Raw genomic sequence first — 26066 nt, forward strand, 5'->3', positions numbered from 1 at the left:
ATCAGATTCAACCACTGATTCACATTCCATACAAACAACATTATTTATTTCATAAGTTCTTCCGTATTTCCATTCATTATGTGAGGTAGATATTGAGCTATCTTATCAATATTCCAGTCCCACCATTTCAGTTCCTGCAGCTGTGCGATCGTATCTTCATCAAAACGCATCCGGATTTTCTTCGCAGGCGTTCCGCCCACTATTGTATAAGGAGGAACATCTTTAGTGACAACTGCCCGTGACGCAATAATCGCTCCGTCGCCAATATGCACTCCTGCCATAATAACAGCTTCATAGCCAATCCAGACATCATTTCCAATCACGATATCACCTTTATTATCCCAGGCTGAAGTGATATTTCTCTTGTCCAACTGCCATTCCTCAAAAAATATAGGAAACGGATAATTCGATAAAGAGCGTAAAGTATGATTGGCACTATTAAACAGAAACTTAGCCCCGCAAGCTATCGAACAGAATTTTCCTATTATCAACCGGTCTCCATTGATAGAATAATGATATAATACGTTGTTCTTCTCAAACTGGACAGGATCATTCACAAAATCATTGTATATAGTGTAGTCACCTACCTTTATATCAGGATTATCGATAACGGCATTCAGATAGATAGTCTGAAGATCATTAGTTCGCGGATATATATTTGTATTCATTGTAATTGCTTCTTTATATCGTTTTTAATATAAAATAATAAAATACCATATGACTTATTAAGTCACAAAAGACCTGAACAACAGACTTTACCATTGTTCATCGTCCATATAAAGCGAAGCTATTTACAACGTTGCCATTTCATTGCGTTAAAAGAATAGGGTTCATATCACCTGACAAAGGTACTGGATAATTTTCATATCCCGCACGACATTCTAAGAATTATCATGTATATTTGCTAAATATGCTAACAGTATTATATATGAATCCATTCAACGTAAAAGATAATACAACTATAGATACAGGAAAACTGGAAAAGATATTTCTGGAAGAAGGTATCTGCAAGAAGCTAAAAAAAAACGACTATCTGATCCGGCAGAATGAAAAGAACAGTCAGATAGGATTCGTTTCATCCGGCATCTTCCGCCTGTCACACATCGATGGAAACGCCAATGAATGGATTGTCGGCTATAGTTTCAAAGACGACTTTGTCTGCGATTACCCTTCTTTGATGAGCAAGACAAATTCTACAGTCAACATACAAGCATCTACAGCCTGCGAAGTTTATCTCCTCACTTCAGACAGACTTAACCAGTTTTGGGAAACAGACATGGATACTCAACGTCTGGGAAGACAAATAGCAGAAAATATGTTTGCAGAAATATACCGGCGTTTATTAGGTTTTTACTGCGATACTCCCGAACAGCGTTATCAAGCTCTGATGAAGCGATGTCCTGATTTGCAAAAACATCTATCCCTGAAAGAAATAGCCCAGTTTTTGGGAATCACCTCTGAAACATTGAGCAGAATACGGAGAAAACAGCTATTTAAATAAAAGTCTTGACTTTGGTCAATGTTTTCTTGTCGTATATGCCCTAATATTGCCACCGTAAACAGTAAATTGGCAAAGATATGGCAACTTATACTCATTTTGGCAAACAACCCGATGTACTGAAACATCTGGTACTTTGCGAAGTTCTTCGCAGAGAGAGTTCATCAATCTATGTAGAAACAAATTCTGCCTGTGCTATTTATCCGATGAAACAAACTCCGGAACAGCAATATGGCATTTATCATTTCTTAGAAAAAGTGGCAGAAGGCGACAATCAAGATTTAAAAGACTCCACTTACTTTCAGCTGGAATATACAGAAATGCAGGGAGGCTGCTATTTAGGCTCTCCGGCTTTAGCCATGAAAATAGCAGGAAGGAAGGCACAAAGATTTATATTCTTTGATCTCGAAAAGAGTGCTCTGGATAATGTAGCACTGTTTGCGGAACGAGCAGATCTACTTCCTTCTGTCCACCTGTATCACACCGATTCCCTTGAAGGAGTCATAGCCCTACTGCCTTCGCTGCGTAAAGACACTTTCGTTCATATCGACCCTTATGAGATTGACAAGAAAGGAACATCCGGACTAACTTATCTGGATCTATTAATAGAAGCTACCCGATTGGGAATGAAGTGCTTATTATGGTATGGCTTCATGACTCTAAACGATAAAAGCTATCTGAATTCATACATTATGACCCGGCTAAAAGATGCAGGAATCAAAGAGTATACTTGTGTAGAGCTAATAATGAAATCTATCAGACAAGATACGGTATTATACAATCCCGGTATTATAGGCAGCGGCATTCTGGCTACAAACTTATCGCAACAATCAAAGAAGATTATTCTTGATTATAGTGATATGCTGGTTCGTCTCTACCAGAACGCAACATACAAGGATAAGGATGGAAGCCTATACAGAGATAAGCCCTTCAACTAAATATGGATTCCATACCGATGCTTCACTTCCGCCATCACAAATGTGCTTTCCAGTGAACCCAAGCTATCGATAGTCCCCAGTATATTAAGGATGAACTCTTGGTAATATTTCATATTGGGAGCATGAATCTTCAGCAAGTAATCATAGCTGCCCGATATATTATAGCATTCGGTCACCTCGGGAATATCCTGTATGATCCGGGTAAACTCAGCCGCAATATCCCTGTTTAGCCGCCTTAGTTTGACACTGCAAAAGACTACAAAGCCCTGATTCAGTTTCTCTGCATCCAGCACAGCTATATACTTCTTTATATATCCTCCGCTTTCAAGACGTTTGAGTCGTTCGAAAACAGGAGTTGATGAAAGACTTACCCGCGCAGCCAACTCTTTAGTCGTCAATCGCGCATTCTCTTGCAAAGTACGAAGTATCTGCAAATCCACTTTATCCAATTTCTCAAAAGTATCCATAAGAAAAATATTCTTCTAACAGGTGATTTTAAAGAATAAGACAATCGTCTTATTCTGCATAACGATACAAAAATAGTATTATTTTCTATATTTCAGTTATATATTGTTCGATATTTCTACGCTCCATAACTTTGCAAGAAAATAAAGAGAGAACATTAAACTTAAAAAGCATACGATTATGGAAAGAAAGAATTTACACTTTGAGACATTACAGGTTCATGTAGGACAAGAACAAGCAGATCCGACAACAGATGCACGCGCAGTACCTATTTATCAGACTACTTCTTATGTATTCCATAATTCGGCTCATGCAGCCGCACGTTTCGGTCTGCAAGATCCGGGTAATATCTATGGGCGTCTGACCAACTCCACCCAAGGTGTTTTTGAAGAACGGGTAGCTGTCCTCGAAGGAGGGATAGCAGGGCTGGCGGTTGCTTCCGGCGCCGCCGCAATTACTTATGCTTTCGAAAACATCACTCGCGCAGGCGACCACATCGTAGCTGCCAAGACAATTTACGGGGGAAGTTATAACTTGCTGGCACACACGTTACCCAACTATGGAATTACTACCACGTTCGTTGACCCGAGCGACCTTTCCAACTTTGAGAAAGCGATTCAGGAAAATACAAAAGCCATATTTATCGAGACACTCGGAAATCCGAATTCCAATATTATCGATATAGAAGCCGTGTCCGCAATTGCTCACAGCCATAAAATACCGTTGATCATAGATAACACATTCGGCACTCCCTATTTAATTCGTCCTATCGAACATGGTGCAGACATCGTCGTGCATTCTGCAACCAAATTCATTGGCGGTCATGGCAGTTCATTGGGAGGAGTAATCGTTGATTCCGGAAAATTCGACTGGGTAGCTTCCGGAAAATTCCCGCAACTGACAGAACCCGACCCAAGTTATCACGGAGTACGCTTTGTAGATGCTGCCGGTCCTGCCGCTTACGTCACCCGTATCCGCGCCACTTTGCTACGTGATACGGGAGCGACTATCAGTCCGTTCAATGCTTTTATATTGCTGCAAGGTCTGGAAACACTTTCACTGCGTGTAGAGCGCCATGTAGAAAACGCACTAAAAGTTGTGAACTTCCTGAATAATCATCCAAAGGTGAAGAAAGTCAACCATCCTTCACTTCCCGATCATCCGGATCATGCGCTCTATCAACGCTATTTCCCGAATGGCGCAGGTTCAATCTTTACTTTTGAAGTAAAAGGCGGACAAGAAGAGGCACACCGTTTTATCGACAGTCTGGAAATTTTCTCATTACTGGCTAATGTAGCCGACGTAAAATCACTGGTTATCCATCCGGCAAGCACTACCCATTCGCAACTCAATGCACAGGAGCTTGCGGAACAGGAAATTTATCCGGGAACGGTACGTTTGTCCATCGGGACAGAACATATCAATGATTTGATTGCTGACCTGGATCAGGCACTTGCCAAAATCTGAGGATTGAACTTTCCATCACCGTGATACGTTATAACAATATAACATTAAAACATTGCAGTTATGGAAAAATATTTAATACACAGCAACGAACTGCATCTGATAGACGCAGGAAAAATCCACCAGGCAGTAGAAAAAATGGTGGAATCACTTGATCTTGCCGCAGGATCAACCAGTAATTTTGATCTCTATCAGGTCGTAGAAAGCTACTTTAAAGACCTCGAAAAAAGGAGGAAGATCAACCATGTACTGGGAATCAAAGAAGACCGATATGAATTTGCTGAAGACTTCGGCATAAAATAAAAGAAATTTTCCAATCACACCAGACAAACTGTTCATATAAAACGAGAGAGCCTCACCCAAGTGAAACTCTCTCGTTTTAGCATATATAGCATAGAAATCAATTGCCCTGGTGCACTGTAAGTTGCGGGAACGGGAAGTTGATACCTTTTTCATTAAAGGTTTCATAAATAGTCTTGTTTATATCAAAATAAACTCCCCAATAATCTGCTGTATTCACCCAAACTCGTGCCACCACATTCACACTGCTGGCATCCAACGCATGAAGAGCTATAAACGGAGCCGGATCACTCAGAATCCGCTTATCAGACGTCAAAATATCACGGACAATCTGCTGTACCTTATTATAATCTTCTCCGTAATCGACTCCGACAATCCATTCTACACGGCGGGTAGTCTGTGTATTGTAGTTTGTTACGACTCCACTGCTCATTGCGCCGTTTGGTATATAGATCACTTTATTGTCTCCGGTAGTCAAAATCGTATGGAATATCTGTATTTCCTTCACGGTTCCGGAAACTCCCTGACTTTCAATCCAGTCTCCTACCTTATAAGGCTTGAAGAGCAATACGATCAGTCCTCCGGCAAAGTTCTGCAAATTTCCGGACAATGCCATACCTACGGCCACACCGGCAGAAGCCAGCAAAGCAGCAAACGAAGTTGTTTCAACTCCCAAAGCTCCGACTACGGAAATGATTAAAAGAATAGTCAACAGGATGTTTACCAAGCTTTTCACAAAAGTCTTGATACTTACATCGACTTTTCTTCTGTCCATCAGACGTCCGACAAATCTGTTGAGCATTGATATCAGGAAACGTCCTACAGTGAAGACAATGGCTGCAATCAGGATACGTTCTCCGGCACGGATACCGAAGTCTACCAATTGTTGGGTGATAAGAGTAAGCTTGTCCAGTCCATCCGCATTGGCAATCGCCTCTTCCATTAATTTATCTGCGACGATTTGCGTTGAATCAGCAAGCTGTGTTGCTGTCGCTTGAAATAATAGTAGCATAATTGATATATATTAAAATGAATAAATCCCTATCTTGCTATATTTTAACAAACGACAAAGTTATATTGTTTTTAGCAAATCTAAAAGTTTTTTTTGCTTTCCTCCCGCAAAAGCTGTAATTTTGTCACCGATTCACAAAGTAGGGGTGCCTTAACATGACGGGCTGAGAACATACCCATAGAATCTGAACCGGGTAATGCCGGCGTAGAGAACCAATTAATAAGCAAGATGAAAAAAAATATGATGATGGCCGTCGCCTTATTGGGCGCAGGCTTCCCTGTCCATGCACAAACGAGTGCAGTATCAGACAGTCTGAAAGTAATCAACCTGCAAGAGGTGCAGGTAGTATCCACCCGTGCTACAGCAAAAACTCCCGTAGCATTTACCAATATAGGCAAAGCCGAACTTAAAAAGGTGAACTTCGGACAGGATATCCCTTACCTGTTGAGTATGACTCCTTCCACACTCACCACCTCGGATGCGGGATCGGGAATCGGTTATACGACACTTCGTGTACGCGGAACGGATGGCACACGTATCAACATCACCGTCAATGGTATCCCCATGAATGACGCTGAGAGCCATAACCTGTTTTGGGTAAATATGCCCGACTTCTCTTCTTCTGTAAAAGATATGCAGGTACAACGTGGTGCAGGCACATCGACCAATGGAGCCGGTGCATTCGGAGCCAGTGTCAATATGCAGACCGAAGGTGCATCTATGAAACCGTATGCAGAATTCAACGGTTCTTATGGTTCTTTCAACACGCACAAGGAAACCGTTAAAGTGGGAACCGGACTGCTGAACAACCACTGGACATTCGATGCCCGCCTCTCCAATATCGGTACGGACGGTTACATCGACCGTGCTTCAGTCAATCTCAGTTCGTACTATCTGCAAGGAGGATATTTTGCAGAAAACACATCTGTCAAACTCATCGCATTTGCCGGAAAAGAAAAGACTTATCATGCGTGGAACTACGCCAGCAAGGAGGAAATGCAGGAATTCGGAAGACGTTATAATTCCTGTGGGGAGTATAAAGGAGACGACGGAAAGAAACATTATTATGCTGACCAGACAGATAATTATCTACAAAAGAACTATCAACTTATTTTCAATCATAGTTTCTCTACCGCATGGAATCTGAACGCAGCCTTGCACTATACCAAAGGAGACGGCTACTATGAAGAGTACAAAGACAGTAGCTATCTGGTAACATACGGGCTGAAACCATTTACAATGGATGGAAAAGAAGTTTCGAAAAGCGATCTGGTCCGCCAAAAGAAAATGGACAATAAGTTTGGCGGAGGTGTATTCTCCCTCAATTATACCAACCACCGGCTGACAGCTTCCTTGGGCGGAGGCTTGAATCAGTACCGGGGCAGCAACTTTGGAAGAGTGACCTGGGTGAAGAACTACATCGGCGCATTATCTCCCGAACACGAATACTATCGTAACCAATCGAAGAAAACCGATGGCAACATCTACCTGAAAGCAACTTACGACCTGACCAAAGGCCTAAGTGCCTATGCCGATCTCCAATACCGGCATATAGACTACACCATCGACGGGGCAAATGACAAATACGACTGGAATAAAAACACGTTGCGACCACTCGCCATAGACAAGAAATTCGACTTCTTCAACCCGAAAGTCGGACTGAACTGGAATATCAACTCCAACCATCGCATCTATGCCTCTTTCTCCGTTGCCCAAAAAGAACCGACAAGAAACAACTATACCGATGGCAATCCGGACAGCTACCCGAAAGCCGAAAAGCTGCTCGACTACGAAGCCGGATATACCTTTGCCACTCATTGGCTGACAGCAGGTGCCAATTTTTACTACATGGATTATACCGACCAGCTTGTCCTCACCGGTGCACTAAATGATATCGGTGAAGCTCTGACTGAAAACGTTCCGGACAGTTACCGGATGGGAATCGAACTCATGTTAGGCATCAAGCCGTGCAAATGGTTCCAGTGGGATATCAATGCCACATGGAGCAAAAACCGTATCAAAAATTTTGTAGAAAACATTCCCATATACGATGATGACTGGAACTTATTGGATGTCGCAAGCGTTTCTCATAAAAGTACCCGAATCGCTTTTTCACCAGATTTCCTGCTAAACAACCGTTTCGCTTTTACGTATCAGGGATTCGAAGCCTCTCTTCAATCTCAGTTTGTCGGTAAGCAATACATGACAAACGCCGAAGTAGAAGCATTGACACTGGATAAGTATTTTGTAAGCAACCTGAATCTGGCTTATACATTCAAGCCCCGCAAGGTAGCGAAAGAAATCACTTTGGGTGTGACCGTCTATAATCTCTTCAACGAAGAATATGAGAATAACGGCTGGGCATCCAGTTCATACGATAAGGACGTGAATCATAGAATAGATTCTGCCGGATATGCTGCTCAGGCGGGAACAAACGTTATGGGACATGTGTCTTTCCGTTTTTAACAATAACAATTCAAACAGATAGTACAGAAGCCGCCAACATGGAACGCGGCTTCTTATTTCCTCATTTTCTCTTCCATATATTTGGAAGGAAGCACCCCAAACTGTGCAACGAACTGCTTACGGAAGGAAATCATCGAATCATATCCTACCATTTCCGCAACTTCTGTCAGACTGCTATATCGCCTGCTCATGATAATAGATGCAGCTTTACTCATCCGTACTCCATGAATCACTTCTATAATCGACAAACCTGTTTTCTGTTTAACCTTGCGATAAAGGGTCGGTTGGCTCATATTCAATTTATCTGTCAGAACTTTTATTGTAAAATTCCGGTTTGACAAATTCTCTTCTATAATCTGAAGCATTTTAGGCATAAAAACATCGTGAACATCTTCTGAAGACTCCAGTACATCTTCATCCATCATTAGAGTTTTCGCATAAAGTTTTCTTAGCAGATCACGCTGTTCTATCAATGCTTTCACCTTCTCTTTCAATAACTCCGGATTAAAAGGTTTCATTATATAGTCATCTACCCCAATTCGTAAACTTTTCAACCGGTCAGCATCCTCTGCTTTAGCTGTTAAAAAGATAACCGGTATATGAAAAGTCCGCTTATTTTCACGAATCTCCCGACTACATTCAAACCCATCCTTAACCGGCATCATTATATCAGAAATGATTAATTTAGGTATATATTTATCAGCCATAGCCACCCCCTCTTCTCCATTTCCAGCCTCAATAACATTATAATCTTCTTTAAATAGACTGCATAAATATTCTCTCATCTCATCGTGGTCCTCTATGATCAACAAAAATTCCTTATTATTTTTCACTCTGTTAACGGTCTCCTCCATAGTCTCATTCTTTTCTTCTATTACTTCTTCCATCGGACGTTCTTCTGTCGTATACTCTTCCAACAAATCTCCCTTCGCCGGATCAGGTACCATTTCATATTCTCCTGGGACAAAATGAGAAAGTCCCACCGGAATGTGCAGAACGAACCGGCTTCCTTCTCCAACACGACTGGTTAACGTTACAAATCCATGATGCAACCCCATCGTATGCTTTACAATATGTAATCCAAGACCTATTGATGTGGAGTATTGCGGGACACGTTTTCCTGTTACAAACGAACCAAACACGTACTGTTGCAAATCATCAGGTATCCCCACCCCATTATCAGACACTGTAACAAGGCAATAAGGTCGTCCGTCAATTTCCGCCTCTGACACAGCCAGTTCAATACGTCCATTCTGAGAAGTATATTTAAAAGCATTTGACAGCAAATTTTGAACAGCTGATTCTATTTTCGCCACATCCACCCATAAATGCATAGGTACTGTATCGACCCGGACTAAAAATTCTCGCTTCTTGACCATAGCCATTTGCAGGAAAGGATTAGCCACCCGCCTAACAATCTCCTTTATATCCGATTCTGACAGATAAAGTTTTATCATGCCTCCCTCTATCTTCTGTACATATAGCAGACGATCAACCAATGTCTGTAGAGAAAGACAATTCTTGTGCAATCTGCTAAATGAATCAAACCAATTATCCGATGGGGTAATGGACTTCATTATATCATGTATAGGAGCAAGTATCAAAGTAAGAGGAGTTCTTAGCTCATGAGCTGCATTCATAAAAAAGTTCTCACGTTCTTCCCGTATATGCCGTTCTGCATTTCTCTCCAAATTAGCAATCGTCAGTTCATGCTTCAACTGAATCATTTTTTTGAAACGACGCTGTCGCCGCAACAAACTATAGAAAATATAACCAATCAAAAATAGAACCGAGAAAATCAAAAGCAAACGAAACCAGAAGGTCTGACTCCAATGTGGAAGGATCGTTATCGGCAATGCAGTGATGTCTCCTTCCGTATTATTAGGAAATAATGTTTTGACTTCAAAAATATAATAACCGGCAGATAAATTGGTAAACGAGACCTTACCTGCTTCAGAAACAATCCAATCTTTCTGATATGGATATAACCGATAACTATATTTTTGCAAATCTTTCGAAAAAGCCAGATTATTAAATTGAAGAGAAAAATCCCGATTCGCATTGATCAATTCCAAATGATCAACTGATGCAATATTAGAGTTCAAAATAACTTGTCCTTTTATCTTCTCACCTATATTGATTTGCTTATTATCTACTTCCAATCCGGTCAAAAGAGTTTTGCTGGCAATGGTGGCAGATGTCAGTTTTTCCGGTTCAAAATAGGTTAAACTCTTATTATTTCCCCAAAATAAAGTATTCTTAAACAACATCACAGATTTATTGCTACTAGAAATATAATAGTTGTAAAAGACATGTTGCTGTCGGCTATATCTTGAGATACCGGATATACTCCCCAACCAAATACGATTCTTCTCATCTTCCGCTATACAATCTATACAATCATTACAAAGTCCATCTTTTACTGTATAAAAAGACGTTATCCTATCTTCGCCCACAGGAATGATTCCAAATCCATTTTTATAACCCACATATACAGTTCCGTCAGTACCAGTCAGTAAAGCACTAACTACACGAGCTCCTATATTTTCTTTTTCTTCATATCCATGAACCATCTTTAATGGACGAACATTTACCTGTGATAATCGTACAATACCTTTTGCTGTCCCTATCCAGATATTCCGCTGTTTATCTTCACAAATAGCAGTGACCCATGGCTCTGCATCTTCTTTCAAGGCTTCACGCAATGAGAATAATTCAAAATGACCTGTCTGATGATCAAATAAGTACAATCCGGCAGAAGTGCATACCCAAAACCGATAACGGGAGTCAATCATTAAGGCCACTATATAGGAGTTTACCTTTTTCCCTAAATGATTGAGCGGATATATATGGAAAGAATCGGAACTCCAGTCATAACAAATCAAGTTTCCGGAAGCATTTCCAAACCATAAATTAGAACATGAATCTTTGATTGCACAAAACACCGGGACTTCCTTTTGATTGCCCACAGGAGAAAAGTTCAGCGGTCGCGATTTAGCATAAGGCTGGTCACTACGCATAATTCCTTCATGGTAAGTGCCCAACCAAATTCGACCATCTTTGTCAGCTACCTGAGCAGAGATTTCATTATGTTTTTTGCTGTGATATTGCATATAAGAATGCTGTCTAAAATCAAAATAGACAATCCCTCCTCCTCTAGTTCCGATCCATAGTATTCCCTCTTTATCATAATAAACAGAAATCATTCTTGTCTCTACATTCCGGTACTGCAAAAATGAGGTATTCGTATAAGGCGTTGCCGACAACTTAGAAGGATCATTTTCTTCAGGAGCTAACAGAGTATATCCATTCCAGGTTACTGCAATGTAAGAATCATTATCCAACGCAACCACCCCATACGCATCTGAATGTGATAAAGAAGACAACCTGGCATCCTCATTATACTGATAATAATCAGATTTTCCCGTGGGAATATGCAGACGAGTTACTCCACCCACTATAGAAGAAACCCAAATATATTCCCCTTCACTCATGATAGTAGTAGCATTAGCACTAGGATTAATAGAGTATTTGAACTTCCGGACCACTTTACCTGCAATCTTATCAAAGAACAACAAATTTCCCTTATCGGTAACCAAATACAAGAAATGCCCGTCTTGTGAAGCACATAAATTCGAAAAAGATTCCCCCTCATCTAAAAAAAACGGATAGCCTGCTTCGACGGTCATCTCTATTTGTAAGTCACCTTTCACTAATTTATAATGTCGTTTCAAGCATTGCAATTGTCCGCCTTTTACTATCCAAAAAAGTGAATCCCCCGTTATTTCCATAGCACTTACAGAAATGGCCTTTTTTCCATCCTGAAAAGACGGAAGAACAAATTTCTCTTTCCGTCGATCAAAACAATATAAATACTCATTAGCTATTACCCACAATTTATCATCAGAAGTCTCTTTTATATCGGAAACATACATCCTCGCATTGTCTACACTAAAATTGCGAATCTGCTTCCCGTCATATCGACTCAGCCCATTACTGGATCCAAACCACATAAAACGATCTTGATCTTGATAGATACAAGTAATGATGTTATCTACCAAGCCATTACTCATATTCAACTGATGAAGTTCATTATAAGGCAGAACAGCATAGAGAGAAGTAGTAATAACTAAAGAATTTATAATAGCAATCAAAACAAGGACGGTATATCGAACGGTTCGCTTCATTATATATTCATATTAGTTTAAGTGTCACAAAAATAATCAATATTATAACAGAAAGGCGAAGCAAATGATAAAAAAAGCAATTTTGAATGAAAAGATATACATGGATGAATAAAAGCATATGCTCCTGATTCCTTGAAATCCCCTAAGTTTGTATCCTGAAAACCGAACGGAAAGTGTGCTTCACAATTATATATAGCCATTTACACCTTTGAATCTGTAATATTTAAAACAATTAATCACATGAGAGAAAAAGCCAAAAGCCCTTAAGTCAAATTGAAATCAATTAGAATCTATTAAACCTTATTTAAATAGAAAGCCTAAAAAGACCTTTTTTCAAACTAATAAAATCTTATAGAAAAACATGCGTAAATCATTTAATCTAATCTGGATGGTTTTCGGCTTCCTGCTACTAATAGTAGGTTGTAATGAAGACAAGAAAAGCACAGCTTTCGATCCTAATCAACCAGTCAAGTTTACAGAGTTTATGCCCGATTCCGGTGGCATACGAACCAAATTCATTGTTAAAGGTTCCAATTTCGGAGAAGACAAAAGCCAAGTGAAAGTTTACTTCAAGGATGAAGTAGGTAATGAACGGGAGGCATTGGTTTTAGGTGTCAAGCCTGATGTTATTTATGCCCAAGTGCCCAAGCAAGCCGGAGGAGAAAGCCATGTACGGGTGGAGATTGCCGGAAAAGAAGCTGAACTCAGCAATGCTGAAAAAACATTCAAATATATTGTAACTTCTTCCGTATCTACAGTAGTAGGAAAAGCCAAAGAAGGTGGCAATAAAGACGGAACTCTCGGCGAGACCACATTCAATACTCCAAGGTATGTAGCTGTAGACAATGATGACAATGTATTCATATTCGACTCTGATGGAAGAACGCGTTTATCATCCATCGAACAAAATAAAACCATCACTTTACTGGATGGCATGGTAATCGACCAACCTTTATTTATCGATAAAGAAAAGAAACAACTATTTGGTCCATGCGATAATGCCAACTTCGGTTGTTTCTTATTCGATGCTAATGTGAGCTGGGTGGCTGATAAAATGGGACAGCTTTTAGCCAACGGAGGATGGATGCATAGTGTTGTTCTCGACCCTGTAGATTCTACTTTTGTGATATACCGCCAAAACACAGGACAATTGTGGACACAACCTTTTGATAAGAATAAAAGAACCTTAAATCCCAACAAAGCAAAACGAATCGGTACACTCTATAATGTAGGCTCCAATGGTTTATGTGCTTACAATCCGGTTGATAAGTATGTTTATTGTGTGTTGCATAGTAAGAGTGCAGTTTATCGCTTTAAGCTCACACGCGATACGGACGGTTGGCCAGCTCTAGACGGAGACATTGAAGAATATATTCCCGGTGCAGGCGCAGGCTTCCGGGACGGAGATGTACAAGAAGCACAATTCAATGAGCCGCGTGGAATTGCTATTGATAAAGAAGGCAATTTATATATAGCGGATGTTAATAACCATCGGATTCGTAAAGTTGACACCAAGTTAAATATCGTGACCACGATAGCAGGTAGCGGGAAAGGATACAAAGACGGGGATCCTTTGGAAGCCCAATTCGATCAGCCTTGGGGTGTATATTTGGACAAAAATGAATTTCTTTACATTGCAGATCAAAACAACCACTGCATCAGAAAACTTGCTATTGAATAATTAATAAGGAATAGAAATGAAAACACTATATTTTAAATTAACCCTGTGTTTCTTTCTGCTATTGGCAGGAAATGCAACACAAGGGATATGGGCCCAACAAGAACCAATTCAAATTGCCGGAATCGTGTTAGATGAACATGGTGATCCGCTCCCGGGTGCAAACATATCTGTAAAAGGGAAAGAAAAAACCGGAACTATAACAGATATGGATGGTAACTTCAGTATGAAATCATTAGCTCCAAAAACAACGCTGATTGTTTCATTTATGGGATATAAAAGCAAAGAAATAGTGGTTGCTCAAACCGATAAGAAGATGCGTATATCTCTGGAGCCCGACTCAGAATCATTGGACGAAGTAGTTGTTGTAGGTATGGGAACACAACGTAAAGTCAGCGTGGTAGGTGCTGTCACCAGTGTCAATCCGGCTGCCATCAGTGCTCCGTCAACTTCCGTAGCCAATATGCTGGGAGGTGTGGTTCCCGGTATTATAGCCGTTGACCGAAGCGGCGAACCGGGGCAGGATGTTTCTGAGTTCTGGATTCGCGGTATCAGCACATTTGGTGCCAACCAGTCTGCGCTGGTTTTGATTGACGGTATTGAAGGAAACCTCAACGACCTCGACCCGTCGGATATTGAGAGCTTCTCTATCTTGAAAGATGCTTCGGCAACAGCCGTTTATGGTGTACGTGGTGCAAATGGCGTTGTTTTGGTAACGACCCGTTCCGGTCAGGAAGGTCGCACCAAGGTAACCTGGAAAAGCAGTATGACTCTCTCTTATTCCCCCCGTATGCCCGAATATCTGGAAGCATACGATTATGCCAGCTTGGCAAACGAAGCCCGAGTGGTAAGCAATATGGACCCTCTTTATAGCCCGACAGAACTGGAGATTATTAAAGCAGGACTGGACAATGACTTATATCCAAACGTTAACTGGCAAAAAGAGATACTGAAAGATGTAACTATTAATCATCAGCACTATTTAAATGTATCCGGTGGTGGAAAAGTTGCCAGATATTTTGTCAGTGTAGGAGGTACATTCAAAGATGCTATCTTCAAGCAAGACAAAGTTAACAAATACAACACGAATGTCAAATGGGCTAAATATAATTTCCGCGCAAAGGTAGACATGAATCTAACTTCATCGACGATCATGGGATTGGCTATGGACGGAGCTATTGTAGAAGACAGAGCACCGGGATTCGGAACTAACAATGACGCACTCTGGGCCGCACAAGCCTATCTGACTCCCCTGACGGTGCCTTTACGTTATTCCAATGGAATGCTTCCTGCTTATGGGAAAAACGGAGAACAAATCTCACCATATATCTTGTTGAACCATACCGGATTTAAAAAGGGAAACCGGACCACTATGAACATCAATTTCACCTTACGTCAAGACTTCGGAAAATGGATCAAGGGTTTGACTGCCAGAGGAATGTTCTCGTATAACAATAACAATATACACAACGTAGTCCGCTCCAAAATGCCGGACCTATACAAGGCCTTTGGCCGTTACAATGACGGTTCATTAATGACACAACGTACGGTATCAGCCAGCAACATTCAATTCGCCAAGAGTGCTGCCAGTGACCGGAGATATTACTTCGAATCGCAACTTGCCTATGAAAGACTTTTCAATCAGGAACACCGTGTAACCGGTTTGATACATTACTATATGCAAAGCACCGAAACCACCGAAGCAAATGATGAAATTTCATCTATTCCCAAACGTTATCAAGCATTATCTGCCAGAGCTACTTACTCTTATAAAGATGCTTATCTGATAGAAGGAAACGTAGGATACACCGGTTCCGAAAACTTTGAACCGGGCAAACAATTCGGTTTGTTCCCTGCAATAGCCTTAGGATGGATCCCGACCCAATACGAATTTATGCAGAATCATGCAGGATGGCTCAACTTTTTGAAGATCAGAGCTTCTTATGGTGAAGTTGGTAACGATCAGATCGGTGGTGGACGTCGGTTCCCATATCTGACGTTGATTAACTTTGGAGGTGGTAGTCGTTGGGGTTCCAATGGATTGACAGAAAAACAAATCGGAGCCAACAACTTACATTGGGAGGTAGCCAAGAAATATAACCTGGGTATCGACTTCCAATTTCTCAATGATAAAATAGGTGGAACGGTAGATATCTTCAGAGACACTCGTGATAATATTTTTCAGGAAAGAAAAATGATGCCTTCGGAAGTAGGCGTCGTGACCAACCCATATACCAACGTAGGACGTATGCGCAGTAGCGGTATAGATGGTAACATTTACCTGAACCAGAAAATAAACGAAGACAACTCTTTCACGGTGCGTGCCAACATGACATATGCTGTCAGCAAAGTTGTACATTGGGACCAAGATGCGGTGCGCTACCCTTACCAATCGTATAGCGATGTAAATTATGGTGTTATGCGCGGTTTGGTTGCATTAGGCTTATTTCAAAATCAGGATGAAATCAACCGAAGCCCGAAACAGACATACGGCGAAGTACGCCCCGGAGATATCCGCTATAAAGACGTGAACGCTGACGGAAAAATTGACGATGACGATATTGTTCCTATTGCACACTCCAATGTACCGCAAATTCAATACGGTTTTGCACTGGAGTACAGATATAAAAGATGGACTATCAGTGCTTTATTCACTGGAGCAGCCAAAGTTAACTTCTTATACGGCGGTTCCGGATTCTATCCCTTCTCAGGCGGAGAAGTCGGCAACATTCTATCCATCGTAAACGACCCGAAGAATCGTTGGACACCGGCATGGTATTCAGGGGATCCTTCTACAGAAAACCCGAATGCACGTTTCCCGCGCCTGACTTACGGAGAGAATAAGAACAATAACCGTGCTTCTACTTTCTGGCTGGCAGATGGTTCTTACCTGCGTTGGAAATCATTGGATATTTCCTATCGTATCGGAACGAATAAAGTACTAAGGACAGTGGGCATCAGTGATATGAATCTGCAATTTGTCGGACAGAATCTGGCAGTATGGGATTCAGTGAAACTATGGGATCCGGGACAGGCATCTAAAAACGGCGCCGTATATCCGCTACAGCGTACCTTCTCTTTACAGTTAACAGCTACGTTCTAATTGAAAACTATTATGAAAAAGATATTAAAGAAAAGCCTTCATATTCTATGCACGACACTGGGAATCATCCCGTTCATGCTGACTTCATGCAACTATCTGGCAGTTGATGAATACTTTAACGACCTGACTCCACTCGACTCCATCTTTGCCAGACAAGATTATCTGGAGCGTTATGTGTGGGGAACTGCGGCATTAATGCCCGCTCAAGGCAACTTGTTTTCCGGTTCCTACGGTCCTTACGAGACTGCGGTAGATGAAGTCCTTCTGTCATGGCAGAAAGCTGAGTACGCCGGTACCTACTTGTATGCAGACAAAATTACGCAGAACGATTCTTACTACAACATGTGGGGACAATACTACAAAGGTATCCGTAAGTGTAACACTATCTTCACCCGCATCGATGAATGCAAAGACCTGAAAGGATTGGACAGACGTGAAATTATGGGTTTGACTCATTTCATGAGAGCTTCCTTCTATTTCTATCTGTTGGAGCTTTACGGACCGGCAGTCATCCTTCCCGAAGAGCCGCTGTCGGTAGATGAAAACATTGAAAACTTGTCATTCGAACGTAACACGTACGATGAATGTGTGGAATATATCTGCAAAGACCTCGAAGAAGCTTACAGTCTACTGGACCCGACGCGCCCGAGCACTCAGTTCGAACGTCCTACCAAATATGCGGCAGCCGCCCTCATGTCACGTGTCCGGCTTTACCAAGCTTCCAAGTGGTACAACGGCAATCAATATTATGCCGACTGGACCACTTCCGACGGACGAAACATGATAGCCCAGCAATATGACCCGGTGAAATGGGCGAAATCAGCTGCTGCCTCCAAGAGAATTATCGATAGCGGTATTTACTCATTATACACTGTACCCAGCGATGAAAACACGTATGCATCCTCTCAGGCGTCACAAGCGGAATTTCCGTTAGGAGTAGGAGGAATCGATCCTTACCATTCGTATATAGACATGTTCAATGGAGAAGCACTGGCTGTGAAAAACCCTGAACTTATTTATGCTACTCCCTTGAACAACAACATCATTTCAATCGCCTTCCCGTTGAAACTGGGAGGATGGAACGGCTTAGGAATCACTCAGAAACTCATAGATGCCTACTACATGAAAGATGGAGAAGATTATGTGCAACAACCTGATTATTATGAAGAAGCGGGTACTGTACCTACCATCGCCACAGGATATGAGCTGAGACCAACCGTTGCCAAAATGTATCTGGACCGCGAACCGCGTTTCTACGCATCTATCGGATTCTGTGAATGTTTCTGGCCCGCAACTTCGGTAACAGGAACCGAAGCTCCCAACGTGACTAACTTTACAGCAGGATATTACGTGAATGGCAACTGTGCAAAACAGGCTGCCAATCCAGAAGACTATAACTTAACGGGATATACTCTAAAGAAATATATCCATCCGGAGGATAACTGTACCAGTCATACAGGTGCTAAAATAAAACCGAAAACATTCCCTGTATTCAGATATGCGGAAATACTGTTGAACTATGTAGAAGCATTGAATGAACTGAAAGGAAAACCGGAATATACGGAAGCGGCAGATAACACCACTTATCATGTTTTGTATAATCCGGAGGAAATCATGTACTACTTCAACATGATTCGTTACCGTGCCGGATTGCCGGGCATCACCCTTGCCGATGCCGCCGATCAAGTGAAGATGCGTCAGTTAATCATCCGCGAACGTATGATCGAATTTGCGTGCGAAGGAAGAAGATATCATGACCTGCGTCGTTGGGGACTAGCAGAAACAGAAGAAAACAAACCGGTACAAGGTATGGACGTTACCAAGAAGACGACCGAAAGAGACCAATTCTATACTGTTGTCAATGTAGTTCATAAGTATGCATTACGCAGCTTTGACAGGAAGATGTACTTCTATCCTATTCCGAGAGCCGTATTGGATAAAAATGCCAAACTGAAACAAAATCCAGGATGGGACGGATTCGGAGATTGGTAACTTTCCCCTTTCCATCATATAACTGATTATTAATCATATAAAATTGAACATATAATGAGATCAATATACAAACTAGTGGTCTGTTCTTTATTAACGCTCTCCATCACTTCTTGTGAAAAAGACCTGCTTGACAAAGAACAATATCAGAAAGAAATCTACCTGATCGGTGCTTACAACCGAGTATGGACCACAGAAGTAAGTTACAGTAACGAAGAAGTGAAAACTTATTTCACGGTCAGCAGTTCCGGTACATTAGCATTAGACCGAGATGTGAACGTAAAAATGAAGATCAACGAAGAGTTGGTAGATATTTACAATAAAAAATACTGGACCGTTCTGAATGAGGACAAATATTATAAATCACTGGATACTGATTTATATTCCATTCCTTCTTTGGAGAATACGGTAATCAAGCACGCTGAAGGTATTTCCGCCGAAGTTCCTGTGTTGATAAAGACAGCAAGTCTGAAGATTGACCAGTCATACGTCATCCCCGTCGAAATAGAAAGTACAACAGGATATCCGATAAGTACATCCGGGTGTAAAATGTTGGTTCTATTAAAATTAAAGAATGACTATTCGGGCAATTACCAGATGAGTGGACATACCACTTTAGAAGGAGAAACTCCGAAGACGATTCAGAAGCCTAAAACGATTAAGCCTACCGGAGTCAACACCGTCAGACTATTCTATGCCATGAACAACGAGAGCGACGAGAAGGCTGATATCCAAACGGGTACAATAGAACTGACCATCACGGATCAGATAGTGGAAGGCACTAATGATGTGAAGAAAGTTTCGGTCAAAGCATGGGATGCTGAAAACGGACCGGCAATTGTCGACTCAGGAGAAAGTACCTACAACACAACCGCCAAAAAGTTCAGCCTCAAATATACAATCGGTAACACGATATATGAAGAGCAACTGACTAAAGAAAAAGAAGTTTTATAATACACGACAAATGAGTAGAAGAGGAGATTTCACGGCATCACAAAAATGCCGTTGAAATCTCCTCTTCGTTTTTTAACGGAAGACTTGTTTTTACATGATTCCTTGTTTTCCTTCTGCTAAATTCGTAATTTTACCGCCGATTCACGCAATAGGGGTGCCCTAACATGACAGGCTGAGAACATACCCATAGAATCTGATCCGGGTAATGCCGGCGTAGAGAACGAATAAATAAGCAAATATGGAAATGAATTATCTGGAGATATTCGGTACGTTTATTGGCATTATCTACCTGTGGCTGGAGTATCGCGCCAGTATCTATCTGTGGCTGGCGGGCATCATCATGCCGGCCATTTATATCTTTGTTTATTACGACGCAGGACTGTATGCCGACTTCGGCATCAACATTTACTATCTGATAGCTGCCATCTACGGATGGTTCTTCTGGATGTGGGGACACCGGAAAAAGAAAAGCCAACTGACAACTGACGGGCAAACGACAGAGAAACCGAAAGACCTTCCGATTGTACATACCCCATGGAAATGTTACCTGCCACTGCTTCTAGTGTTTATCGTGTCTTTCGTCGGCATTGCCTGGATACTTATCGAATACACAGACAGTAACGTTCCGTGGCTGGACAGCTTCACAACAGCGTTGAGCATTGTCGGAATGTGGATGCTGGCACGCAAATACATTGAGCAATGGTTTGCCTGGATTCTTGTCGACATCGTCTGTTGCGGACTATATATTTATAAAGATCTCTATTTCACCTCCGTATTGTACGGACTTTACTCCATTATAGCTATCTTTGGCTACTTCAAATGGAAAAAATTAATGAGCATACAATGATAAACGAACACTATACACACGAAGCCGTGATACTTGCCAACGGCGAATATCCTGTCCATCCACTCCCTTTACAAGTTTTGGCAGATGCCAAATATGTAGTTTGTTGTGATGGAGCCGCCAACGAATATATTTCGCGTGGACATACTCCTGATATAATTATAGGAGACGGAGACTCGCTTCTACCAGAATATAAAAAGCGTTTTTCTTCTATTATCCATCAAATTCCGGATCAGGAGACGAATGATCAGACCAAAGCTGTTCATTATCTGCAAAGTAAAGGCATACGGAAAATCGCCATCGTAGGTGCTACCGGCAAACGGGAAGACCATACATTAGGAAACATCAGCCTACTCATGGAGTATATGAGAAGTGGTATGGAAGTACGGATGATAACTGACTACGGTATATTTATTCCTGCACAAGATACACAAACTTTCGCTTCACATCCCGGACAGCAAGTCTCTATTATCAATTTCGGTGCTAAAGGATTGAAAGGAAAAGGATTGGTTTATCCTCTTAGTGACTTTACTAATTGGTGGCAAGGCACATTGAATGAAGCTATAGCAGAAGAGTTTAGCATTTATTGCACGGGAGAATATTTAGTATTCCTCGTAATTTCTGATTATCTATAATATTTATTCATTCCTGTACGATGCCGCACTTTTACTATTTAAAAGTGACAGAATCGTAAACAAATGGAAGGATGACATTACCTTTCATATTAAGGCATCCATACTTTCCTGCTTTACAGGCAGGAATATTCCCATTTTTATCAGGCCATGATATCCAGTCGAACTTAAAAGGAATAATTACTTCACCCTTTATATTAATGACACCCCACTTCCTCCTATATTCTGCAGAGAACATTATGCCATCTTCCCAACATATCATATCCGTATATTTTAAGGGCACAAGAATCTGATTGTTCAAATCAACAATTCCCCATCTTCCAGAATACTGATATTTTTTCCCTTCCTTGAAACCAATATTTACAGCAACCGTATCAGTTCCGATATATTGGATATTATCATATATCGGAGGAATAATAAACTCATCTATATTGTTAATTAATCCACATTTTGCTACAACAGGAGAATTATCTTCCGTAAATACAGAATCTTTTACCCACACAACAGCTTTCCCATTGATAAAAGGATAGGTATCGATAATCATCATTTCTAATTATTTTGAATTGATCCATTCCATTGCTTCCGGTATTTGTTTTGTTAGAAACTCATACCATTTCCCTGGACTAAAATAACAAGACGAATGCTTCATAAATACAATATTAACACTATAGTTAGGGTTCATATTAATGGACATTTTCCTTGGGTAAACTCTATTAATTTTTTCTAATATATCAATCTCTGAATATTGAATCTTATATTTGGCCATCGTGCTTTCAAACAGCTGCGAAGACTCTATCCCAACAAAGATACAATCAGTAGGATGTAATATATCGACAATTTTCAAAAAGAGTTCCCAAGCTATTTCATAATCATCAAGATTGGGACGTTCCTTAGGTGCAGTGGTATAATCCAATTGTCTTTGGATAAAATTATAATATGCAATTTTCGACAACACCAATTTATCTTCAGAAATTATCCCTCGGTCACATAATGCCTCCATTAAATTAGGGTAGGTTCTATTACACCATGATTTATCTACCAATACTTCATACAAACAATTTCTCGTATGATATTTATCTACTTTTACCTCCTGTTCCCTCAGTTTTCCCTCATCTTCAATATCTTCGTCGATGTAATGAGATTCTCCTACAATTAAAATCCTACGTTTACCATCCTCATAGTCCTTACCTACCCAAGGATACCATGTCAGATTCTCAATCTGATTAAATTGAGAGTCGTATTTTACTTCAACAATTTGATCCATATTAACTATTTTAGAATAAAATATCCCATTTGTGTTCACTTACAAAGCTACTAAATCCATACCGGTTTTGCAATAAATCAAGTCACAAAAAATAGAAGTATTTGATTCATTTCCGCACAGAAATGAACTGAATTATAAATTGAGGATTAGGCACGGATTACACGGATTTCACGGTTTTAGTGCTATGATTACGTAAAACAACCGTGTTAATCCGTGTAATCCGTGCCTAAATATATTCTTTTCCGATTCGTAATGAAGCATAATAACAGATCGACAACGTATACACAGACAGACAAGTTAGTAAATATGGAGTAATTGATCAGCCCTGATTCCAATATCAGTTTCAACCGTTGGAACAAAGTGTTTCATGCCTTGAAACTAAAAGTTTCATTACTTGAAACCATTTGTTTCAAGGCATGAAACTCTTTGAAGATACACTACAATGAGAGCAAAAACAGCTTTCAAATCATTAGGAGGGATATAGAATTTAATTTTTGTTCGATTCAGAGTATAATAAATCCGCTGTTACCTAAGAAGATATACACTTATAGGTAACAGCGGAAAATCTATTATTTCTAAGGATATTTGCTTGAGCAACAGGATCAAATAGTAAGCAGATACTTCTTGAAGTCTGCAAATTCCTTCGTCATTGGCAAGCTCTTCTTCTCCCCTTTCATAAACTCCTGCAGCTTGGCCGGTATCTCTACCGCTTCACCGATAATACCTTCTACTGTTTCCAGAAATTTAGCAGGGTGAGCTGTTTCGAGAAATACTCCCGTTTCACCCGGTTTCAATCCTTCTTGCAAAGCGCGATAGCCGCATGCCCCATGAGGATCGAGCAAGTAATGATGTTCTTTCCAAGTTTCCTTCACTGTTTCGCGAATCTGTTCGTCAGTATAGGTAGTTCCCGAAATCTCAGCAGAAATCTCAGCATGAGAACCGCCATACAGATCAAGCACACGGGCAAAGTTACTCGGGTCACCTACGTCCATAGCATTAGCGATAGTTGCGATGGATGGCCGGGGATTATATTTACCTGTTTGCAGGTATTGATAAAATATATCGTTGCGATTGTTGGCAGCAATAAAACGTTTGACAGGCAAGCCCATCTTCTTTCCAAACAAGCCGGCTGTGATGTTACCAAAGTTTCCGCTAGGTACACAAATCACTGCATTATCGGCTTTTCCGGCACGCTTCAGCTGGGCATAGGCATAGAAATAATAGAATGCCTGCGGCAGAAAACGAGCCACATTGATAGAATTGGCGGAGGTCAGCGACAGATGTTCGTTCAATTCCTTATCCATGAAAGCAGCTTTTACCAACGCCTGGCAATCGTCAAACGTTCCGTCCACTTCGAGAGCAGTGATATTCTGTCCTAAAGTAGTGAATTGCTTTTCCTGTATCTCGCTGACTTTCCCCTTCGGATAAAGCACATACACATGAATACCTTCCACACCCAGAAAACCGTTGGCAACGGCACTCCCTGTATCACCGGAGGTCGCTACCAGTACGTTTACATCCTTCTGTCCTTCTTTCTTGATGAAGTATCCCAGCAAACGTGCCATGAAACGACCGCCTACATCTTTGAAAGCCAGTGTAGGTCCGTGGAAAAGTTCCAGAGAATAAATGTTGTCCGCCACCTTCACCAACGGAACATCAAAGCTCAATGTATCATACACAATCTGTTTCAGTGTATCAGCGGGAACGTCTTCACCAAAGAAGGCATCGGCTACACGGTAAGCGATTTCCTGAAAAGAAAGGCTGTCAATCGTATCGTAAAAATCCTGAGGAAGCGGCTTGATAGTCATAGGCATGAAAAGCCCTCTGTCAGCGGCAAGCCCTTTTACTACGGCTTCTTGCAGAGAAGCCATCGGCGCCTGTTTATTCGTACTATAGTATTTCATTAGATCATATTTTTATTCATCACAGACTACGCAGTTCCATACAGATTTCAATGTCCGGCGGGCAATCTGCATAATCTGTGACGAAGCGTTATTTCATGAACTCTTTTATAAATTCGTCTTCTTTCAACACACCGTAACTGCCATTGCATGCCGATACCTCATCGTATGTCTGTACCTCATCCGGTTCGATACCCGGATACCAGATAAGGAATGGTATAGGCTCGGAAGTATGGGTACGAAGTTCACAAGGAGTAGGATGATCGGGCAATACAGCAATCGCCACCGGCTCGTCCCAGTCTTTCACAGCCTCATAGATAGGTCCGACCGCACGTTTGTCGAGATTCTCTATTGTCAGAAGTTTCAAGTCTATATCCCCTTCATGTCCAGCCTCATCACTGGCTTCGATATGGAGATAGACGAAGTCATCCGTCTTCAGAGCTTCCAGAGCGGCAGCTACTTTATTCTCGTAATTTGTATTATACAGTCCGGTTGCCCCCTCCACTGCGATGCGACGCAAGCCGGCATAATATCCGATTCCGTTAATCAAGTCAACAGCCGAGATAACAGCTCCTTTCTTTACTTGCGGGAAAGTTTCGGAGAAAGTGGGCATCTGCGGACGATAGCCGGGGCTCCAAGGCCAGATACTATTGGCCGGATCTTTGCCTTCGGCAATCCGCTTCAGATTTAACGGATGATTCTTCAGCAATTCCTGTGATTGAAGAATAAGGTCATTGATAAGGTCTGCCGTTTCCTGAGCCTCCGGCACTGAAGGCTTCACCATCAACGGACGGAAAGGTTTCAAAGGAACATCGTGCGGAGGAGTACAATCCAACTCTTTATTACCGCCTTTGATCACCAGCAGATGTCGATACTGAACTCCCGTATGAAAACGTACGCGATCATTTCCCAATTTCTCTTGCAGATACTGAATCAGCACATCTGCCTCCTCTGTAGATATATGTCCGGAAGAGTGATTCTTCAGAATCTCTCCTTCCACACAAATCAGATTACAACGCATTGCCATCTCTCCCGGCTTCAGGTCTACGCCGATACTGGCAGCTTCGAGCGGTCCGCGTCCCTCGTATACTTTCGGAAGATTATACCCCAACACAGACATATTGGCAACCTCACTACCCGGATGGAAACCTTCGGCAACGGTAATCAAACGACCATTGCGCCCCATGCGGGCTAATTTATCCATATAAGGCGTCTTCGCATATTGCAGGAGCGTCTTGTCCCCTAATGACTTCACTGGCCAGTCGGCCATTCCGTCTCCCAATATAATAATATGCTTCACTTCTTTAGAAATTAAGAATGAAGAATGATGAATGAAGAATTGTCTGTGCCATTATGCTGCATAGTAATTCT

General features: G+C 41.3%; 19 protein-coding genes and 2 riboswitches. Of the genes, 11 read left to right on the forward strand and 8 right to left on the reverse strand.

Annotated features, from left to right (window positions below):
* Positions 1–44: 44 nt before the first annotated feature.
* Complete coding sequence (locus K6V30_RS01520; protein ID WP_010535398.1) at positions 45–668, reverse strand: CatB-related O-acetyltransferase; 624 nt, start codon at positions 666–668, stop codon at positions 45–47.
* Between the two features lie 260 nt (positions 669–928).
* Here K6V30_RS01520 and K6V30_RS01525 point away from each other — a divergent pair, with 260 nt between their 5' ends.
* Both K6V30_RS01525 and K6V30_RS01530 read left to right on the forward strand, forming a co-directional pair.
* Positions 929–1501: a Crp/Fnr family transcriptional regulator gene (locus tag K6V30_RS01525; protein WP_070751572.1), complete on the forward strand. Its 573-nt coding sequence runs from the start codon at positions 929–931 to the stop codon at positions 1499–1501.
* A 77-nt stretch (positions 1502–1578) separates the two neighbouring features.
* A complete protein-coding gene (locus K6V30_RS01530; RefSeq protein ID WP_055270462.1) occupies positions 1579–2436 on the forward strand; it encodes a 23S rRNA (adenine(2030)-N(6))-methyltransferase RlmJ in 858 nt (285 codons plus the stop codon).
* Here the strand turns inward: K6V30_RS01530 and K6V30_RS01535 are convergent.
* Positions 2433–2903, reverse strand: coding sequence for an Lrp/AsnC family transcriptional regulator (locus K6V30_RS01535; RefSeq protein ID WP_010535401.1), 471 nt, complete (start codon positions 2901–2903; stop codon positions 2433–2435). The two genes, K6V30_RS01530 and K6V30_RS01535, sit on opposite strands and share 4 nt — an antisense overlap.
* A gap of 178 nt (positions 2904–3081) precedes the next feature.
* Between K6V30_RS01535 and K6V30_RS01540 the strand changes: the two genes are divergently transcribed.
* The gene (locus K6V30_RS01540; protein ID WP_055270464.1) at positions 3082–4368 is read left to right on the forward strand and encodes an O-acetylhomoserine aminocarboxypropyltransferase/cysteine synthase family protein; all 1287 of its coding nucleotides are present in this window, start codon (positions 3082–3084) and stop codon (positions 4366–4368) included.
* 60 nt (positions 4369–4428) lie between these two features.
* Positions 4429–4668, forward strand: a complete 240-nt coding sequence (locus K6V30_RS01545; protein ID WP_008763772.1) for a hypothetical protein — start codon at positions 4429–4431, stop codon at positions 4666–4668.
* Between the two features lie 97 nt (positions 4669–4765).
* On the opposite strand, the gene K6V30_RS01550 is transcribed toward K6V30_RS01545, so the two are convergent.
* Positions 4766–5677 (reverse strand): mechanosensitive ion channel family protein, encoded by a 912-nt coding sequence (locus tag K6V30_RS01550; RefSeq protein WP_022301675.1) that lies wholly within the window; start codon positions 5675–5677, stop codon positions 4766–4768.
* A 131-nt stretch (positions 5678–5808) separates the two neighbouring features.
* Positions 5809–5905: riboswitch (TPP riboswitch) on the forward strand.
* Here K6V30_RS01550 and K6V30_RS01555 point away from each other — a divergent pair.
* The gene (locus K6V30_RS01555) at positions 5906–8143 is read left to right on the forward strand and encodes a TonB-dependent receptor (RefSeq protein ID WP_055270466.1); all 2238 of its coding nucleotides are present in this window, start codon (positions 5906–5908) and stop codon (positions 8141–8143) included.
* 53 nt (positions 8144–8196) lie between these two features.
* On the opposite strand, the gene K6V30_RS01560 is transcribed toward K6V30_RS01555, so the two are convergent.
* Positions 8197–12330 carry a hybrid sensor histidine kinase/response regulator transcription factor gene (locus K6V30_RS01560; protein ID WP_055270468.1) on the reverse strand — a complete coding sequence of 1378 codons (4134 nt, stop codon included), beginning with the start codon at positions 12328–12330 and terminating at the stop codon, positions 8197–8199.
* Positions 12331–12691: 361 nt separating this feature from the next.
* On the opposite strand from K6V30_RS01560, the gene K6V30_RS01565 reads away from it, so the two are divergent.
* The 6 genes from K6V30_RS01565 to K6V30_RS01590 all read left to right on the forward strand — a co-directional run bounded on the left by K6V30_RS01565 (position 12692) and on the right by K6V30_RS01590 (position 21533).
* Positions 12692–14011 carry an NHL domain-containing protein gene (locus tag K6V30_RS01565; protein WP_016268789.1) on the forward strand — a complete coding sequence of 440 codons (1320 nt, stop codon included), beginning with the start codon at positions 12692–12694 and terminating at the stop codon, positions 14009–14011.
* Positions 14012–14027: 16 nt separating this feature from the next.
* Positions 14028–17111, forward strand: a complete 3084-nt coding sequence (locus K6V30_RS01570) for a SusC/RagA family TonB-linked outer membrane protein (RefSeq protein ID WP_010535407.1) — start codon at positions 14028–14030, stop codon at positions 17109–17111.
* Positions 17112–17123: 12 nt separating this feature from the next.
* Positions 17124–19103, forward strand: a complete 1980-nt coding sequence (locus K6V30_RS01575; protein WP_055270470.1) for a RagB/SusD family nutrient uptake outer membrane protein — start codon at positions 17124–17126, stop codon at positions 19101–19103.
* A gap of 54 nt (positions 19104–19157) precedes the next feature.
* On the forward strand, positions 19158–20054 hold the full coding sequence (locus K6V30_RS01580) for a BT_3044 domain-containing protein (RefSeq protein ID WP_055270472.1): 897 nt from the start codon (positions 19158–19160) through the stop codon (positions 20052–20054).
* A gap of 140 nt (positions 20055–20194) precedes the next feature.
* Positions 20195–20291, forward strand: a riboswitch (TPP riboswitch).
* A gap of 1 nt (position 20292) precedes the next feature.
* Complete coding sequence (pnuC, locus tag K6V30_RS01585) at positions 20293–20901, forward strand: nicotinamide riboside transporter PnuC (RefSeq protein ID WP_055270474.1); 609 nt, start codon at positions 20293–20295, stop codon at positions 20899–20901.
* Entirely contained in the window at positions 20898–21533 is a 636-nt protein-coding gene (locus K6V30_RS01590) for a thiamine diphosphokinase (RefSeq protein WP_010535411.1), read from the forward strand. Before pnuC ends, K6V30_RS01590 begins: the two co-directional genes overlap by 4 nt.
* 34 nt (positions 21534–21567) lie before the next feature.
* On the opposite strand, the gene K6V30_RS01595 is transcribed toward K6V30_RS01590, so the two are convergent.
* The 4 genes from K6V30_RS01595 to K6V30_RS01610 form a co-directional block, all read right to left on the reverse strand.
* Entirely contained in the window at positions 21568–22077 is a 510-nt protein-coding gene (locus K6V30_RS01595) for a WG repeat-containing protein (RefSeq protein WP_010535412.1), read from the reverse strand.
* A 6-nt stretch (positions 22078–22083) separates the two neighbouring features.
* Entirely contained in the window at positions 22084–22794 is a 711-nt protein-coding gene (locus K6V30_RS01600; protein WP_055270476.1) for a hypothetical protein, read from the reverse strand.
* A gap of 602 nt (positions 22795–23396) precedes the next feature.
* Positions 23397–24698: a threonine synthase gene (thrC, locus tag K6V30_RS01605; protein ID WP_010535414.1), complete on the reverse strand. Its 1302-nt coding sequence runs from the start codon at positions 24696–24698 to the stop codon at positions 23397–23399.
* Between the two features lie 88 nt (positions 24699–24786).
* Positions 24787–25995 carry a cofactor-independent phosphoglycerate mutase gene (locus K6V30_RS01610; protein ID WP_055270478.1) on the reverse strand — a complete coding sequence of 403 codons (1209 nt, stop codon included), beginning with the start codon at positions 25993–25995 and terminating at the stop codon, positions 24787–24789.
* Between the last annotated feature and the right edge of the window lie 71 nt (positions 25996–26066).

The organism is Bacteroides faecis (assembly GCF_020091505.1).
In the GTDB taxonomy this organism is placed as follows: Bacteria; Bacteroidota; Bacteroidia; order Bacteroidales; family Bacteroidaceae; genus Bacteroides; species Bacteroides faecis.